The sequence below is a fragment of the Mesorhizobium sp. PUT5 genome (assembly GCF_052216645.1).
Taxonomy (GTDB): Bacteria; Pseudomonadota; Alphaproteobacteria; order Rhizobiales; family Rhizobiaceae; genus Mesorhizobium.
This window is the reverse complement of the sequence record NZ_JBQOSO010000003.1, coordinates 2994647-3009038: the sequence shown is the minus strand read 5'-3', so window position 1 is coordinate 3009038 and position 14392 is coordinate 2994647. Positions and strand designations below refer to the sequence as shown.

At 65.9% G+C, this 14392-nt stretch carries 13 protein-coding genes; 11 read left to right on the top strand and 2 right to left on the bottom strand.

Annotated elements, in window-relative coordinates:
* Window positions 1-41: 41 nt before the first annotated feature.
* Window positions 42-1877 (bottom strand): ATP-binding protein, encoded by a 1836-nt coding sequence (locus tag ACTDI4_RS16160; protein WP_442842111.1) that lies wholly within the window; start codon window positions 1875-1877, stop codon window positions 42-44.
* A 368-nt stretch (window positions 1878-2245) separates the two neighbouring features.
* On the opposite strand from ACTDI4_RS16160, the gene ACTDI4_RS16155 reads away from it, so the two are divergent.
* On the top strand, window positions 2246-4027 hold the full coding sequence (locus ACTDI4_RS16155; protein ID WP_442842110.1) for an acetolactate synthase 3 large subunit: 1782 nt from the start codon (window positions 2246-2248) through the stop codon (window positions 4025-4027).
* A gap of 79 nt (window positions 4028-4106) precedes the next feature.
* Window positions 4107-4679: an acetolactate synthase small subunit gene (ilvN, locus tag ACTDI4_RS16150; RefSeq protein ID WP_442842109.1), complete on the top strand. Its 573-nt coding sequence runs from the start codon at window positions 4107-4109 to the stop codon at window positions 4677-4679.
* A gap of 59 nt (window positions 4680-4738) precedes the next feature.
* Here the strand turns inward: ilvN and ACTDI4_RS16145 are convergent, their stop codons facing one another.
* The gene (locus tag ACTDI4_RS16145; protein ID WP_442842108.1) at window positions 4739-5494 is read right to left on the bottom strand and encodes a hypothetical protein; all 756 of its coding nucleotides are present in this window, start codon (window positions 5492-5494) and stop codon (window positions 4739-4741) included.
* A 184-nt stretch (window positions 5495-5678) separates the two neighbouring features.
* Between ACTDI4_RS16145 and ACTDI4_RS16140 the strand changes: the two genes are divergently transcribed.
* From ACTDI4_RS16140 to ACTDI4_RS16100, 9 genes are all read left to right on the top strand, one after another.
* A complete protein-coding gene (locus ACTDI4_RS16140) occupies window positions 5679-6275 on the top strand; it encodes a LysE family translocator (protein ID WP_442842107.1) in 597 nt (198 codons plus the stop codon).
* A 151-nt stretch (window positions 6276-6426) separates the two neighbouring features.
* Window positions 6427-7683 (top strand): efflux RND transporter periplasmic adaptor subunit, encoded by a 1257-nt coding sequence (locus ACTDI4_RS16135; protein WP_442842106.1) that lies wholly within the window; start codon window positions 6427-6429, stop codon window positions 7681-7683.
* Window positions 7680-10838, top strand: coding sequence for an efflux RND transporter permease subunit (locus ACTDI4_RS16130; protein WP_442842105.1), 3159 nt, complete (start codon window positions 7680-7682; stop codon window positions 10836-10838). Before ACTDI4_RS16135 ends, ACTDI4_RS16130 begins: the two co-directional genes overlap by 4 nt.
* 57 nt (window positions 10839-10895) lie before the next feature.
* A complete protein-coding gene (nthA, locus tag ACTDI4_RS16125) occupies window positions 10896-11513 on the top strand; it encodes a nitrile hydratase subunit alpha (RefSeq protein ID WP_442842104.1) in 618 nt (205 codons plus the stop codon).
* The gene (gene nthB, locus ACTDI4_RS16120) at window positions 11510-12169 is read left to right on the top strand and encodes a nitrile hydratase subunit beta (RefSeq protein WP_442842103.1); all 660 of its coding nucleotides are present in this window, start codon (window positions 11510-11512) and stop codon (window positions 12167-12169) included. Before nthA ends, nthB begins: the two co-directional genes overlap by 4 nt.
* The gene (locus ACTDI4_RS16115; RefSeq protein WP_442842102.1) at window positions 12156-12521 is read left to right on the top strand and encodes a nitrile hydratase accessory protein; all 366 of its coding nucleotides are present in this window, start codon (window positions 12156-12158) and stop codon (window positions 12519-12521) included. Before nthB ends, ACTDI4_RS16115 begins: the two co-directional genes overlap by 14 nt.
* Window positions 12522-12566: 45 nt before the next feature.
* Window positions 12567-13535, top strand: a complete 969-nt coding sequence (locus ACTDI4_RS16110) for a threo-3-hydroxy-L-aspartate ammonia-lyase (RefSeq protein WP_442842101.1) — start codon at window positions 12567-12569, stop codon at window positions 13533-13535.
* A 190-nt stretch (window positions 13536-13725) separates the two neighbouring features.
* Entirely contained in the window at window positions 13726-13986 is a 261-nt protein-coding gene (locus tag ACTDI4_RS16105) for a type II toxin-antitoxin system VapB family antitoxin (protein WP_442842100.1), read from the top strand.
* Window positions 13970-14371 carry a type II toxin-antitoxin system VapC family toxin gene (locus ACTDI4_RS16100; protein WP_442842099.1) on the top strand — a complete coding sequence of 134 codons (402 nt, stop codon included), beginning with the start codon at window positions 13970-13972 and terminating at the stop codon, window positions 14369-14371. The genes ACTDI4_RS16105 and ACTDI4_RS16100 overlap by 17 nt, the downstream gene beginning before the upstream one ends.
* The last annotated feature ends 21 nt before the right edge of the window (window positions 14372-14392 follow it).

The window sequence follows — 14392 nt, the reverse complement described above, 5'->3', positions numbered from 1 at the left end:
GCCCGACGGGCGGTTGCCGTCGCCGGGATCGTTCGACCAGCTCAATCCCTTTGCGGGCGCATGCCGAAGGTGGCGGGTTTCAGGCCGAAGCGCGAATCGAGGTCGGCTTCCGGCACGATGCGCGGCGCCGAAGACGGAGTGCGATAGCCTGGATCACCGGCCTGCCGCGTGGCGTCCACGGTCTCGGAGAAGGCAAGCGCCGCCGGCTGCGGCTTCGGTACGTTGCGCAACCGCTCGACGATGCCGGCAAGGTCCACCTCGCCGCTTGGCGCCTGTTCCGCCGTGCCTGCGTGCTTTGCCGAACCCGGGATAAGGCTGGGCTCGAGCCGCTCGAACTTCAACCGCATGGTGGTGGCGACGCCCTCGCCGAAGGCGATCGCCTCGCGCTGGCCCATGGAGGAGAGGAAGGCGAGGCTGGACGCGGAGGAATCGGCGATGGCCGAGCGGATGATGGCCTGGTCCTGCTCGTTGGCCAGCCGCATGGCGAAGAATGTCGAGCACTGCGACAGGATCGTGGGATCGAGTTCGCCCGGCCGCTGCGTGACCACGCCGAGATAGCAGCCATATTTGCGGCCTTCCTTGGCGATGCGCGACAGGGCGTGCCGGGTGGGCGCGAAGCCGAGCCGCGGGTCGGCGGGCATGTAGCGGTGCGCTTCCTCGCAAAGCAGCAGCAATTGCAGCCTTCCCTCGCTCCACAAGGCGAGATCGAAGGCGAGCCGCGCCAGCACCGAGCAGACGGAGTTGACCACTTCGGAAGGCATGCCGGCCATTTCGAAGCAGGTCACCGGGCGGTTGTGGTGCGGCACGCGGAAGATCTTGCCGATGGTCTCGTGGATCGTGTCCTCGATCAGGCGCGAATTGAACATGAAGCGGTAGCGCGGGTCGGCCGCGGCCTGTTCGACGCGCGCCTTGAGCGCCTTCAGCGCCGGCCGGTCGACCTTGCTTTCCAGCAGGCCCATGCGCTCGTCGATCTGCTTGAGGAGATCGGCGATGCGGTAGGGAACCGGCGTGTCGGCAGTCAGCATGTCGGCACCGCGGCGCAGGAAGGTGCCCGAATGCGGATTGCGATAGAGGTTCTTGGCGATCGGGATCAGGTCCCGCAGCATGTCCACCTCTTCGGGCACGGGTTCGCGCCCGCGGAACAGCACTTCGGCGAACTCCTCCAGCCGGAACATCCAGAACGGCAGGTCGAGCGTCGTGGTGTCGACCCTCACGCAATGTTCGGGCAGCGAGGCGGCGAACTCGTTGTGCGGATCGAGGATGAGCACCCTGAGGTCCGGGCGCGCTGCGATCGTCTTGCGCAGGATCAGCGACACGGCGGTCGACTTGCCGACGCCGGTGGTGCCGACCACGGCGAAGTGACGCGCCAGCGTGTCGTCGATGGCGATGTTGGCGGCGATGTTCTCGTCCTGCGAAAGCGAGCCGATGGTCACGGCGCGGCGGCCGGCGAGGTCGTAGACGGCCTCGAGGTCGCGGCTGCGGATCCGATGCGCGACGGCGCCGATATGGGGATAGTTGGCGATGCCGCGGTCGAATACCGGCCTGGCGTCCGGCTCGGTGCTGTCGCGCACCTCGCCCACCAGTTCGACGCTGACCTCGATCGGGTTGCTGCCGCCATCGTCCCAGGCGCGGTCGGGCTTGCCGATAGCATAGACGAGCCCCACGGTGCGGGCCGTGCCGAGATTGATGGAGATCATCTTGCCGACCGTCCATTGGGCGGAGGCGCCGGCCAGGGAACCGTCGGCGAAGGCGCTGATGGTGGCGCGAGCGCCGTCGCACTGCACGACATGGCCGAGGATACGGCTGTCGTTCTGCGCCGCGTCCCGACGCTCCTGTGACGTCATTTCGCCTGCGGAAGCTTCGCGTTCGACGAACATGGAAAGGCCTGCACCCCGCTACCTTCGAGGAGCAAAGCCTACGCGGCGCCGGTTAAGGGCGCGTGTGACGGAAAGGTAAAGCAGGCTTTAAGAAATGCGCGGCAATTTGACGGAAATTCCGCCGGCAGGCCGGTCCTGGTGCCGAAAAGCGAAATCGGCCATTGACGTGCCTCGGCTTTCGCTCTTATTGTCCGCGACCATGAATATGGCACTCATTCTCGTAGGCTGGCGCATGGGCAAGGCGGTGTAACCGCCGGGCGGCATCCACCCATGCGCAACACACAGGCTCCCTCGGGGGCCTTTTTTATTGCCCGAAACAGGACTAGACGCAGCAGACGCCGACACGGCAAGGAAACGGGACCAGACGTATGAGCAACGGACAGAGCGAAAGGCGCGAGATGACGGGCGCCGAAATGGTGGTGCAGGCGCTGATCGACAACGGCGTCAAGCACGTCTTCGGCTATCCGGGCGGCGCGGTGCTTCCGATCTACGACGAGATTTTCCAGCAGGAAGACGTCCAGCACATCCTGGTGCGCCACGAGCAGGGGGCCGGGCACGCGGCCGAGGGCTATGCGCGTTCCACCGGCAAGGCGGGCGTGATGCTGGTCACCTCGGGGCCGGGCGCCACCAACGCCGTCACCGCCCTGCAGGACGCGCTGATGGATTCCATCCCGCTGGTGTGCATTACCGGCCAGGTGCCGACGTCGCTGATCGGCTCCGACGCGTTCCAGGAATGCGACACGGTCGGCATCACGCGCCCCTGCACCAAGCACAATTGGCTGGTGAAGGACGTCAACCAGCTCGCCGCCACCATCCACGAGGCGTTCCACATCGCCACCACCGGCCGTCCCGGCCCGGTCGTGGTCGATATCCCCAAGGACGTCCAGTTTGCTAGGGGCGCCTATGTGTCGCCGCAGACGGCGCCGCGCACCAGCTACCAGCCGAAGCTCCAGGGCGACCTCGACAAGGTCAAGGCGGCGGTGGAACTGATGGCGAACGCCAGGCGGCCCGTCCTCTACACCGGCGGCGGCGTCATCAATTCCGGGCCGGAAGCCAGCCATCTGCTGCGCGAACTGGTCGACCTCACCGGCTTCCCGATCACCTCGACGCTGATGGGCCTGGGCGCCTATCCGGCCTCGGGCAAGAACTGGCTGGGCATGCTGGGCATGCACGGCACCTACGAGGCCAACTTGGCCATGCACGACTGCGATGTGATGGTGTGCATCGGCGCGCGCTTCGACGACCGCATCACCGGCCGTCTGGATGCGTTCTCGCCGAATTCCAAGAAGATCCACATCGACATCGATCCCTCCTCGATCAACAAGAACGTGCGCGTCGACATCGGCATTCTGGGCGACGTCGGCCGGGTGCTGGAGGATCTGGTGCGGCTGTGGCGGGCCACCGCCAAGGCGGACAAGAAGGCGCTGCATCCCTGGTGGGAGCAGATCGCCAAGTGGCGGGCGCGCGATTCGCTCGCCTACAAGCCGAACCCGGACGTCATCATGCCGCAATATGCCATCCAGCGCCTCTATGCGGCGGCGAAGGGGCGCGACACCTACATCACCACCGAGGTCGGCCAGCACCAGATGTGGGCGGCGCAGCACTTCCATTTCGATCAGCCGAACCGCTGGATGACCTCGGGCGGGCTGGGCACGATGGGCTACGGACTGCCGGCGGCGCTGGGCGTGCAGATCGCGCATCCCGACGCGCTGGTCATCGACATCGCCGGCGACGCCTCGGTGCAGATGACCATCCAGGAGATGAGCGCGGCGGTGCAGTACGAGGCGCCGATCAAGATCTTCATCCTGAACAACCAATATATGGGCATGGTGCGCCAGTGGCAGCAGCTTCTGCACGGCAACCGTCTGTCGCATTCCTACACGGAGGCGATGCCGGACTTCGTCAAGCTGGCGGAAGCCTACGGCGCGCACGGCATCCGCTGCGAAAAGCCGGACGAACTGGACGACGCCATTGCCGAGATGATCTCGGTGAAGAAGCCGGTGCTGTTCGACTGCCGCGTGGCCGCCCTGGCCAACTGCTTCCCGATGATCCCCTCGGGCAAGGCGCATAACGAGATGCTCCTGCCCGACGAGGCCACCGACGAGGCCGTCGCCAACGCCATCGACGCCAAGGGACGCGAGCTGGTGTAGGGAAGGCGCTTCGGTGCCTTCTTCGCATGCAATGGAAACAGGCGGTTAGCGCCCAGATTTGAGACCGAGAATCAAAAAGATGAACGCCCAGCTTCAGCCCACCGGCTCCGCCTACTTCATCGCCAGTGAAACCGAAATTCCCGAAACGCACACGCTCTCGGTCCTCGTCGACAACGAGCCGGGCGTCCTTGCCCGCGTCATCGGCCTTTTCTCCGGGCGCGGCTACAACATCGAGAGCCTCACCGTTTCGGAAACCGAGCACGAGACGCATCTGTCGCGCATAACCATCGTCACGCGCGGCACGCCGCATGTGCTGGAGCAGATCAAGCACCAGCTCGAGCGCATCGTGCCGGTGCGCCGCGTGGTGGACCTGACCGTGCGCGCCCGCGAACTCGGGCAGGAGCGGCCGCTGGAGCGCGAGCTTGCGCTGGTGAAGGTTTCCGGCAAGGGCGACGCCCGCGTCGAAGCGCTCAGGCTCGCCGACGCGTTCCGGGCCCATGTGGTGGACGCCAACACCGAGCATTTCATCTTCCAGATCACCGGCAAGAGCACGAAGATCGACCAGTTCATCGGCATCATGCGCCCGCTCGGCCTGGTCGAGATCTGCCGCACCGGCGTGGCGGCCATGAACCGCGGCTCTCAAGGAATGTAGGCCGGGCGAGGCCGCACGGCGAAAGGGCGGGAAACGACGGGCGGCAACCGCCCGGCGGGTCAGAAGCCGACGTTTTCGTTGATGTAGAAAGTGTTGAGCAGGGTGATGCGCGGCTGCTCTATCGGCGTACGGATCATCGGCCGGCCATGCCAGCTCATCTTCAGCAGCGAATGATAGGCTTTCAGCACCACGAAGGCATACCCCACATTGGGCAGGAACGGCAGCATCTTGACCGGTTCCAGCCCGTAGGAGCCCACATGCATCAGGCCCTTCAGCGAGGCCCTGTAGAGCGTCGTGCCCATTTCCCGCTGGCTCTCGTCGGCCGGGCAGTAGAGCTGCATGGTGACGACCTTCTTGCGCGTGTCGGGATGCGGCTTGATGTGGTAGCCGTCCCTGTCGCGGTAGAGAACGGGCTTGGCCACCAGCCGCAGGTCGTCCGGGCCGGCGACCTTGTCGCCGCGGGCGCGGATGACCAGTCCTTCGTGAAGCCGGCGGCGGATCACGTCCTCCAGTTCGCGCGAGGTCAGCATCGCCGACACCGCAGCCCACATGTCGCGCAGGCCGGCATCGACATTGCCGACATTGTCTCCGTAGAGCCGCAGGGCCATGCGGGTGCCTTCCCCGTTGATCGGGTCGTACCCCTCGGTGGGGATCGACTTGATCATTTCGGCATAGAAATCCGCCGGAAAGAAATTGCGGAAGAAGATGTGGGGGAAGGGCAGCGAGAACCCGTCGGCGGCCTCGACGCTCGCCACCGCGTGATCGATCAGTTCCTGGACAAGGCTGTGTTGTTCGGCTTTGGCAATTCCGGACATGGCTCACCCGTTCTTGGCGAAGGTGTCGGGACTGGGATGCGGCCGGCGCGTTCTTCCCGGAACGGACGCCGGAATTCGAAACAGCGACACACTCTATATCGCTTTGCCCGGTTCGTTCAATCCCGGACCGGACGATGCGCCCGCGACGGCTTTCCGTCGTCGGATCTTTCCTCGGAGCCGCAGCATGACCGCTGATGCCTTTCTTGCCCTGCTGGTTTATGCGCTGGTCACCTCGATCACGCCGGGACCGAACAATTTCATGCTGCTGGCGTCCGGGGTCAATTTCGGCTTCGTGCGCACGGTGCCGCATATGCTCGGCATCGGCATCGGCTTTCTGGTGCTGCTGCTGGCGGTGGGCTTCGGGCTGGGGGCGGTGCTGACGGCGTTTCCGGCCCTGCACACGGTCCTGAAGGTCGCCGGGGGCGCCTACCTGCTCTATCTTGCCTGGAAGATCGCCATGTCGCGCTCCATGGGCGCGGAGGCCGGGGCCAAGGCGCGGCCGATGAATTTCCTGGAGGCGGCCGCCTTCCAGTGGGTCAATCCCAAGGCGTGGGTCATGGCCATCACGGCCATGGCCGTCTACACCAATCCCGACCAGCCCTTCCTGTCGGTGGTGGTGATCTCGCTGGCATTCGCGGTGGTCAACCTTCCCAGCGTCTCCACCTGGGCCGGCTTCGGCACGGCGCTGCGCGGCTTCCTGTCGGAGCCGATGCGGCTGAAATGGTTCAACATCGCCATGGGCGTTTTGCTGGCCGCTACCTTGTGGCCGATGCTGCGCTGAACCTCGGGTTGTGCCGGCGCTGCGCCATTAAATCTTTGTAATGCCTGGCACGGGCTCTTTTTCGCCGTTCCTCGACCCTATCTAACTGGCACGCCGCCGGTTAAAAATGCCGTCAAGAATTCATTGGCCGGGTCGAGAGGGCCTGTCTGCGATGCGCGCAAACGCCATGTATTCCATGCTCGGTGCCGCTTGCCTCGTGCTTGCGGCGGGGCTGTATTTCTTTCCCGGCCTGGTCGCCAAGGGCCGCCAGGCATTGTGGCCGACGCCGACGGCGTCCGACACGGCGCACAGCGGCGCGCAGCAGGGCGTCTCCGTGGTCTCGGCAACCGCCTCGACGGCGGACTTCCCCATCCGGCGCTATGCCATCGGCTTCATCGCCTCGCCGGCGGTCGTCAATGTCAATGCGCGCATTTCAAGCCAGATCGTCTCGATCGCGGTCAAGGACGGCCAGATGGTCAAGGCGGGCGATCTCTTGTTCAAGCTGGACGACCGGGCGCTGAAGGCGCAGGTGGCGCACGACCAGGCCATGCTCGACAAGGACCAGGCGACGCTGGTGAGCAACACCGCCGATCTCGACCGCGCCAAGGACCTCGTCGCCAAGCAGGCCGGCACCCAGCAGGCCTACGACCAGGCGCTGGCCGTGCAGAAGGCGCAGGCCGCGACCGTGGAGGCCGACAAGGCCCAGCTCGACGCCGACACGATCCAGCTCGGCTTCGCCACCATCACGTCGCCGATCACCGGCCGCCTCGGGGCGATCAACGTCGCCGTGGGCGATCTGGTCGGCCCCTCCAGCGGCAGTTCCGGCAGCGGCGCCGTTGCCGCGACGCCGCTCGTCACCGTCACGCAGATGGACCCTCTGGAGGTCGATTTCACCCTGCCGGAAGGTGATCTCGACCTGCTGCACAAGGCGCTCGCCAAGCCGCAGCCGGGGGCGGTGGTGCTGCAACAGGACGGCAATCCGAAGCCGGTCGGCTCCGGCACGCTCGATTTCGTGGATTCCAGCGTCGACACGGCCTCGGGCACCATCGCGGCGCGCGCCAGCGTGCCCAATCCCGATCTGGCGCTGTGGCCGGGCCAGTATGTGACCGTGGTGGTGAATGCCGGCACGATGCCGCAGATGGTCTCCATTCCCACGGTGGCCGTCCAGCCCAGCCAGAAGGGTTCGTTCGTCTATGTCGTCAAGCCCGACGACACGGTCGAGATGCGGCCGGTGAAGGTGGCCCTTACCGCGGGCGACAACAGCGCCATCAGCGACGGTCTCAAGAGCGGCGAGAAGGTGGTGGTCGAAGGCCAGACGCGGCTGAAGAACGGCGCGGCCGTGCGCGAGGCCAAGGCTCCTGCGGCCTCCCCGGGCGCGGCGCCCGACAAGCTGGCCGAGCAGAGCGCTGCGGACGGAACCCGGCCATGATCTCCGAATTCTGCATCCGCAGGCCGGTCGCCACGCTGCTGATGTCGTTCGCGCTGGTGCTGGCGGGGCTGTTTGCCTACAAATTCCTGCCCGTCGCAGCACTTCCCAGCACGGAATTCCCCGTCGTCAACGTGTCGGCGCAACTGCCGGGCGCCTCGCCCGAGACGATGGCGACATCGGTGGCGACGCCGCTCATCAAGCAGTTCTCAACGATCGCCGGCATCGATTCCATCGCCACCACCAACTCGCTCGGCTCGACCTCCATCGCCATCCAGTTTGTGCTGAACCGCGACATCGACGCAGCCGCCGCCGACGTGCAGGCCGCGATCGCGCGGACGCAGAAGCAGTTGCCGCCGCAGATGACGTCGCCGCCCAGCTATCGCAAGGTGAACCCTGCCGACGCGCCGATCCTGCTTTTGTCGCTGGTCAGCGACACGGTGCCGATGACCGATCTCGACGCTTTCGCCGAGAACGTCATATCGCCCTCGCTCTCCACCATCGACGGCGTCGCCCAGGTGTCGATCTTCGGCCAGCAGAAATATGCCGTGCGCATCCAGATCGACCCCACGGCGCTGGCCGCGCGCGGCATTTCCATCGACCAGTTGCAGGCGGCGGTCGCATCGGCCAACAGCACGACCCCGCTCGGCGTGCTGCAGAACGACCAGCAGCAGATCACCATCACCTCCAACACGCCGCTGTCCAATGCGGCAGGCTTCGCCGACCTCATCATCGCCACCAAGGACGGCCATCCCATCCGGCTTGGCGAGGTGACGCGCGTGGTCGATTCGGTCCAGACCACCACGACAGCAAGCTGGTACGACGGCACGCGCGCCATCATCCTGGCCGTGCAGCGCCAGCCCGACGCCAACACGGTCGACGTGGTCGACCGCGTCAAGGCCATGCTGCCTTCCTTCGAGAACCAGATGCCGGCAGCCGCCCAGATCAAGCTGCTCAACGACCGCTCCACCTCGATCCGCGCCGCCGTCAGCGACGTGCAATTCACGCTGCTGCTCACCATCGCGCTGGTGGTGATGGTGATCTTCCTGTTCCTGCGGCGGCTGACGGCCACCGTCATCCCGGCCGTGGCGGTGCCGATCTCGCTGATCGCCACGCTGGCGGTGATGTATGTCTTCGGCTTCTCCATCGACAACATCTCGCTCATGGGCCTGACGCTCGCGGTGGGGCTGGTGGTGGACGACGCCATCGTCATGCTGGAAAACATATTCCGGCACATGGAGGAGGACGGGCTCGGCGCCTTCGAGGCGGCGCTGAAGGGCTCGCGCGAGATCGGCTTCACCATCATCTCCATCTCGATCTCGCTGGTGGCGGTGTTCATTCCCGTGCTGCTGATGGGCGGCGTCATCGGCCGCATCTTCAACGAGTTCGCGGTGGTGGTGACGGTCGCGATCCTGGCGTCGATGTTCGTGTCGCTGACGCTCACCCCGATGCTGTGCTCGCGCCTGCTGCGGTTTTCGGGCGGCAGGAAGGGCGAGGCCCAGGCGCAGGAGCATGACAAGGGCGCCTTCCTGCGCGGCTACGACCGGCTGCTGAGCTTCTGCCTGCGCAACCATGCGCTGGTCTTCGTCGTCTTCGTCGTCACGGCGGCCCTGTCGATCTGGCTGATCGAGATTTCGCCGAAGGGCTTCTTTCCCCAGGAGGACATCGGCCAGATCTCCGTGACCACGCAGGCGCGCCAGGACATCTCCTTCGACGCCATGGTGAAGCTGCAGGGCGAGGTGGCCGACGTGTTCCAGAAATCGCCCTTCGTGGCCAATGTCGCATGGTCGGTGGGCGGTGGCGGCAACGGTTCGCAGGCCATGAACCAGGGCCAGCTCTTCGTGGAGCTGAAGCCGAAGGGCCAGCGCCCCGATCTCGAAACCGTTCTGGCCGCGCTGCGCCGCCAGCTTGCGGATGTGCCGGGCATCTCCACCTACATGCAGCCCGTGCAGAACCTGCGGCTCGGCACGCGCAGCTCGGCCAGCGCCTACCAGCTCGTCGTGCAGGGGCTGGACATGGGCGAGACCGACCAATGGGCGCAGAAGCTGACGGACGCCATGGCTGCCGACCACGCCACCTTCGCCGACGTCAACAACGACCTGCAGAACAACGCCTTGCAGGCGTCTCTGGTGGTGGACCGCGACAAGGCGGCCCAGCTCGGCGTCGACACCGCCACGCTGTTGAACAGCCTCTATGGCGGCTTCGGCACGGACCAGGTCTCCACCATCTTCGGTTCCGTCGACAGCTACGAAGTGATCACCGAGGTCGACCCGAACATCAACTGGTCGCCGGAGCGCATGCTGTCCATCCAGATCAGGACGGCAAGCGGCAGCCTCGTGCCGCTCGGGGCGTTCGCCCATGTCGAGCGCACCGCCGGCCCGCTCACCGTCAACCAGCTTGGCCAGCTTCCGGCGGTCACCATCTCCTACAACCTGCCCAAGGGCGTTTCGCTCGGCGACACGGTGGCGCGCATCGACGCGCTGAAGGACCAGATCGCCATGCCCCGGACGATCTCGACCACCTTCGCGGGCACCGCCAAGACCTTCGAGGATTCGCTCGCCAACCAGGGGCTGCTGATCGGCGGCGCGATCCTGACCATCTACATCGTGCTGGGCATGCTCTACGAGAGCTTCATCCACCCGCTGACGATCCTGACCGGCCTGCCGTCGGCCGTGCTCGGCGCGCTGGTGGCGCTGCGCCTGGCCGGCATGGACCTTTCGGTCATCGCCGTCATCGGCATCCTGATGCTGATCGGCATCGTGAAGAAGAACGGCATCATGATGATCGACGTGGCGTTGGTGCTGCGGCGCGAGGGGCGCAGCCCCTTGCAGGCCATCCACGACGCGTGCCTGATGCGGTTCCGCCCGATCATGATGACGACGCTGGCCGCACTCATGGGCACCATACCGATCGCGCTCGGCACCGGCGCCAGCGCGGAGCTGCGCCAGCCGCTGGGCGTGGCGGTGGTGGGCGGCCTGATCGCCTCCCAGGCGCTGACGCTGTTCGTGACGCCGGTCATCTATCTCTACATGGAATGGCTGTCGCAGTGGCTGCTCGGGCTCGGCCGCAGGCGGGGCATGGAGCCGGTGGCGGCGCAAGACGGTGCGGTGCAGCCCTCGCTGTTCGAGGAGGAGGAAGAGCGGCGGGCGGCGGAATAAGGGCCGGAGCGACGTCGCCCCTTGCGGTGAGGCCGGGCCTGGGCATAGCTTGAGGTCATGGCGCACGATCATGACCACGACCATCATCACGACAACGAACTGGACCCGATGGCCGCGCGGGTGCGGGCGCTGGAAACCATTCTGACGCAGAAGGGGCTGATCGATCCGGCCGCCCTGGATGCGATCGTCGACACCTACGAGACCAAGGTCGGGCCGCGCAACGGAGCCAGGGTGGTGGCCAGGGCCTGGACCGACGCCGCCTTCGCCGACTGGCTGAGGCGGGACGCGACCGCCGCGATCGCCTCGCTCGGCTTCACCGGGCGGCAGGGCGAGCACATGCAGGCGGTGTTCAACACGCCGGACCAGCACAACATGGTCGTGTGCACGCTGTGCTCCTGCTACCCGTGGTCTGTGCTCGGCCTGCCGCCGGTATGGTACAAGGCGCCGCCCTATCGCAGCCGGGCGGTGATTGATCCGCGCGGCGTGCTGGAGGAGTTCGGCATGGCCTTGCCGGCGGAAACGAAGATCAGGGTCTGGGATTCGACGGCCGAGCTGCGCTATCTGGTGGTGCCCATGCGCCCGGCCGGCACCGAAGGCTGGAACGAGGAGCGGCTTGCCGGGCTGGTGAGTCGCGATTCCATGATCGGCACGGCGCTGGCGAGGGTGCCGGCATGAACGGGCCGCAGGATCTGGGCGGGCAGATGGGTTTTGGCGCGGTCGCCCCGGAAAGGGACGAGCCGGTCTTCCATGCCGAATGGGAAAAGCGGGCCCTCGGCGTCACGCTCGCCACCGGCGCCTTCGGTGCCTGGAACATCGATGAGAGCCGGCATGCGCGCGAATCTCTGCACCCGGCGGACTATTATTCCTCCAGCTATTACGAGATCTGGATCAAGGCGCTGGAAATGCTGCTGAAGCGCCACGGCTTCGTCAGCGACGCCGATCTTGCCGCCGGCGGGGCCGTCGACCCGGCGGCGACGCCCAAAAGGGTGCTGAAAGCCGCCGACGTCGCCGCCGTGCTGGCCAGGGGCGGCCCCTGCGACCGGCCGGTGGCCGCTCCGGCGCGGTTCGAGATCGGGCAGCGCGTGCGCACGAAGAATTTTCACCCCGTCGGCCACACCCGGCTGCCGCGCTATGCGCGGGGGAAGAAAGGGGTGATCGACGCGGTTCGGGAAGGCTTCGTCTTTCCCGACACGAACGCCCATGGCAGCGGCGAAAACCCGCAATGGGTGTATACGGTCCTGTTCGACGGCCGCGAGATCTGGGGCGAGGGGGCCGATCCGACGCTCACCGTCAGCATCGATGCCTGGGAGAGCTATCTTGAGCCGGCATGACGCGGAGCGCGAGGGCCGCCCGCTGCCGCCCGGCATGGACGCGCCGGTGTTCGCTGCGCCGTGGCAGGCCGAAGCCTTCGCGCTGACGGTGGCCCTGCACGAAAAGGGCCTGTTTTCCTGGAGCGAGTGGGCGCAGGCGCTTTCGGCCGAAGTGAAGGCGCCCGGCGCGGCGCAGGACGGCAGCGACTATTACGACCACTGGCTGCGGGCGCTGGAAAAACTGCTCGCCGCCAAGGGCGTCGCGCCGCGGCGGGACGTCGACCACCTCGCCGCCGCCTGGCGGCGTGCCGCCCATGCCACGCCGCACGGCAAGCCGATCCTGCTGGAGAACGATCCGCAGCGCGGCGCATGATTTTCATCCTCCACGACGCCATCGCCAACAAGAAAGGCCGCTTTCGTGCAAGCTCTCCCGACCTATGACGACGTCATTGCCGCCGCCGGCCGCATCGAAGGACATGCGCACCGGACCCCGGTGCTCACCTCGGCAACGCTCGACGCGCAACTGGGCGCGAAGGTCTTCTTCAAGGCCGAGAATTTCCAGCGCATGGGCGCCTTCAAGTTCCGCGGCGCATTCAACGCGCTGTCGCGCTTCTCGCCCGAGCAGAAGAAGGCCGGCGTGCTGACGTTCTCGTCCGGCAACCATGCGCAGGCGATCGCCCTTTCGGCGAAGCTGCTCGGCATCGCCGCCACCATCATCATGCCGCAGGACGCGCCCGCCGCGAAGCTGGCGGCGACGAAGGGATATGGCGGCAAGGTCGTGCTCTACGACCGCTACAGCGAGGGCCGGGACGACATAGGCAGCCGGCTCCAGCGGGAGACTGGCGCCACACTCATACCGCCCTTCGACCATGCCGACATCATCGCCGGGCAGGGAACCGCGGCCAAGGAATTGTTCGAAGAGGCCGGAGAACTGGATGCCCTGTTCGTGTGCCTGGGCGGCGGCGGCCTGCTGGCCGGCAGCGCATTGGCAGCCAAGGCGCTCTCGCCGCGCTGCGAGGTCTACGGCGTCGAGCCGGAAGCCGGCGACGACGGCAGGCAGTCGTTCGCCAAGGGAAGCATCGTGACGATCGCCACGCCGCGGACCATCGCCGACGGCGCCCAGACGCCGGCATTGGGCGAGCTGACCTTCGGCATCGTCAAGCGCGACGTGCGCGACATACTGGCCGTTTCGGACGCCGAACTGGTGAAGGCGATGCGGTTCTACGCCGAGCGCATGAAGATCGTGGTCGAGCCGACCGGATGCCTGTCCATCGCCGGGGCCCGCCAGATCGCCGGCGACCTCGCCGGCAAGCGCGTCGGCGTCATCATCAGCGGCGGCAATGTCGATCTCGCCCGTTTCGCGGAACTGGTGTCGGAAGGCGGCTGAAAGACGCGGAGGCGCTGCGTGCGCCAGTGTCGGCAGAGGCCGGGTGGTCCAAGGATCGATGAACAGAGGCGCCTGGGCCTGAGGTAGAGCGCTTGAAAGGCTCGACGCGGGTCTTGACCGGATGTTCGCCTTGTGTTCTATATTTCAGTACAAATCTCCGTCTGTGTTGACAGCTGGAAGTTGTGTTGATATGATATTGCACGTTAGAGACGAAAAAGCGGACGAACTGGCGCGGGAGCTTGCAGGCCGGCGGGGGATCAGTCTTACCGAAGCGGTCAGGGAAGCTCTCGAAGCTGCCGTTGCAAGGGAGCGCGTCAAGGAATCCCTATGGGAACGGACAGCGGATTTGCGCAAAACGGTCGCCTCTTATCCGTTGACTGGTCACGTTGCTGACAAGGCGTTCTACGACAGCCTTTACAATGAGGGGCCGACCGATGGGCATGGTGGATAGCTCTACATTGGTGGCGATCCTCGCGCCTGAGCCTGATGGCGAAGAAATGGCCAACCGCGTTCAGAGCTGTTCTTCCAATGTCACGTCGCCGATTGTCGTCTTCGAAACAGTTACAGCCCTTTGCCGTATCCGCAAGGCAGCGGTAGCCCCCATGCTCATGATCGTGCATGACTTTCTGGGCAGGGCGGGAATTCGGGTTGTGCCTGTCGATGCCGATCTCCATATCGCCGCGCTTGCGGCTTTCGAGCAATATGGAAAGGTTTCGCGCCATCCCGCCAATTTGAATCTCGGAGATTGCTTCTCCTACGCGATGGCCAAGCGCGCGGGCGGCATACTGATCTACAAGGGCGACGATTTCGGACATACCGACCTCGCTTGGCAATGAGGCTCCCATGTTGCATTTCGG

What these genes read in the sequence shown, in the direction of transcription:
- ACTDI4_RS16155 (WP_442842110.1), top strand. Translation starts at nt 2,246, where the DNA reads ATGAGCAACGGACAGAGCGAAAGGCGCGAGATGACGGGCGCCGAAATG.
- nthB (WP_442842103.1), top strand. Translation starts at nt 11,510, where the DNA reads ATGAACGGGCCGCAGGATCTGGGCGGGCAGATGGGTTTTGGCGCGGTC.
- ACTDI4_RS16105 (WP_442842100.1), top strand. Translation starts at nt 13,726, where the DNA reads ATGATATTGCACGTTAGAGACGAAAAAGCGGACGAACTGGCGCGGGAG.
- nthA (WP_442842104.1), top strand. Translation starts at nt 10,896, where the DNA reads ATGGCGCACGATCATGACCACGACCATCATCACGACAACGAACTGGAC.
- ACTDI4_RS16100 (WP_442842099.1), top strand. Translation starts at nt 13,970, where the DNA reads ATGGGCATGGTGGATAGCTCTACATTGGTGGCGATCCTCGCGCCTGAG.
- ACTDI4_RS16145 (WP_442842108.1), bottom strand. Translation starts at nt 5,494, where the DNA reads ATGTCCGGAATTGCCAAAGCCGAACAACACAGCCTTGTCCAGGAACTG.
- ilvN (WP_442842109.1), top strand. Translation starts at nt 4,107, where the DNA reads ATGAACGCCCAGCTTCAGCCCACCGGCTCCGCCTACTTCATCGCCAGT.
- ACTDI4_RS16160 (WP_442842111.1), bottom strand. Translation starts at nt 1,877, where the DNA reads ATGTTCGTCGAACGCGAAGCTTCCGCAGGCGAAATGACGTCACAGGAG.
- ACTDI4_RS16135 (WP_442842106.1), top strand. Translation starts at nt 6,427, where the DNA reads ATGCGCGCAAACGCCATGTATTCCATGCTCGGTGCCGCTTGCCTCGTG.
- ACTDI4_RS16130 (WP_442842105.1), top strand. Translation starts at nt 7,680, where the DNA reads ATGATCTCCGAATTCTGCATCCGCAGGCCGGTCGCCACGCTGCTGATG.
- ACTDI4_RS16140 (WP_442842107.1), top strand. Translation starts at nt 5,679, where the DNA reads ATGACCGCTGATGCCTTTCTTGCCCTGCTGGTTTATGCGCTGGTCACC.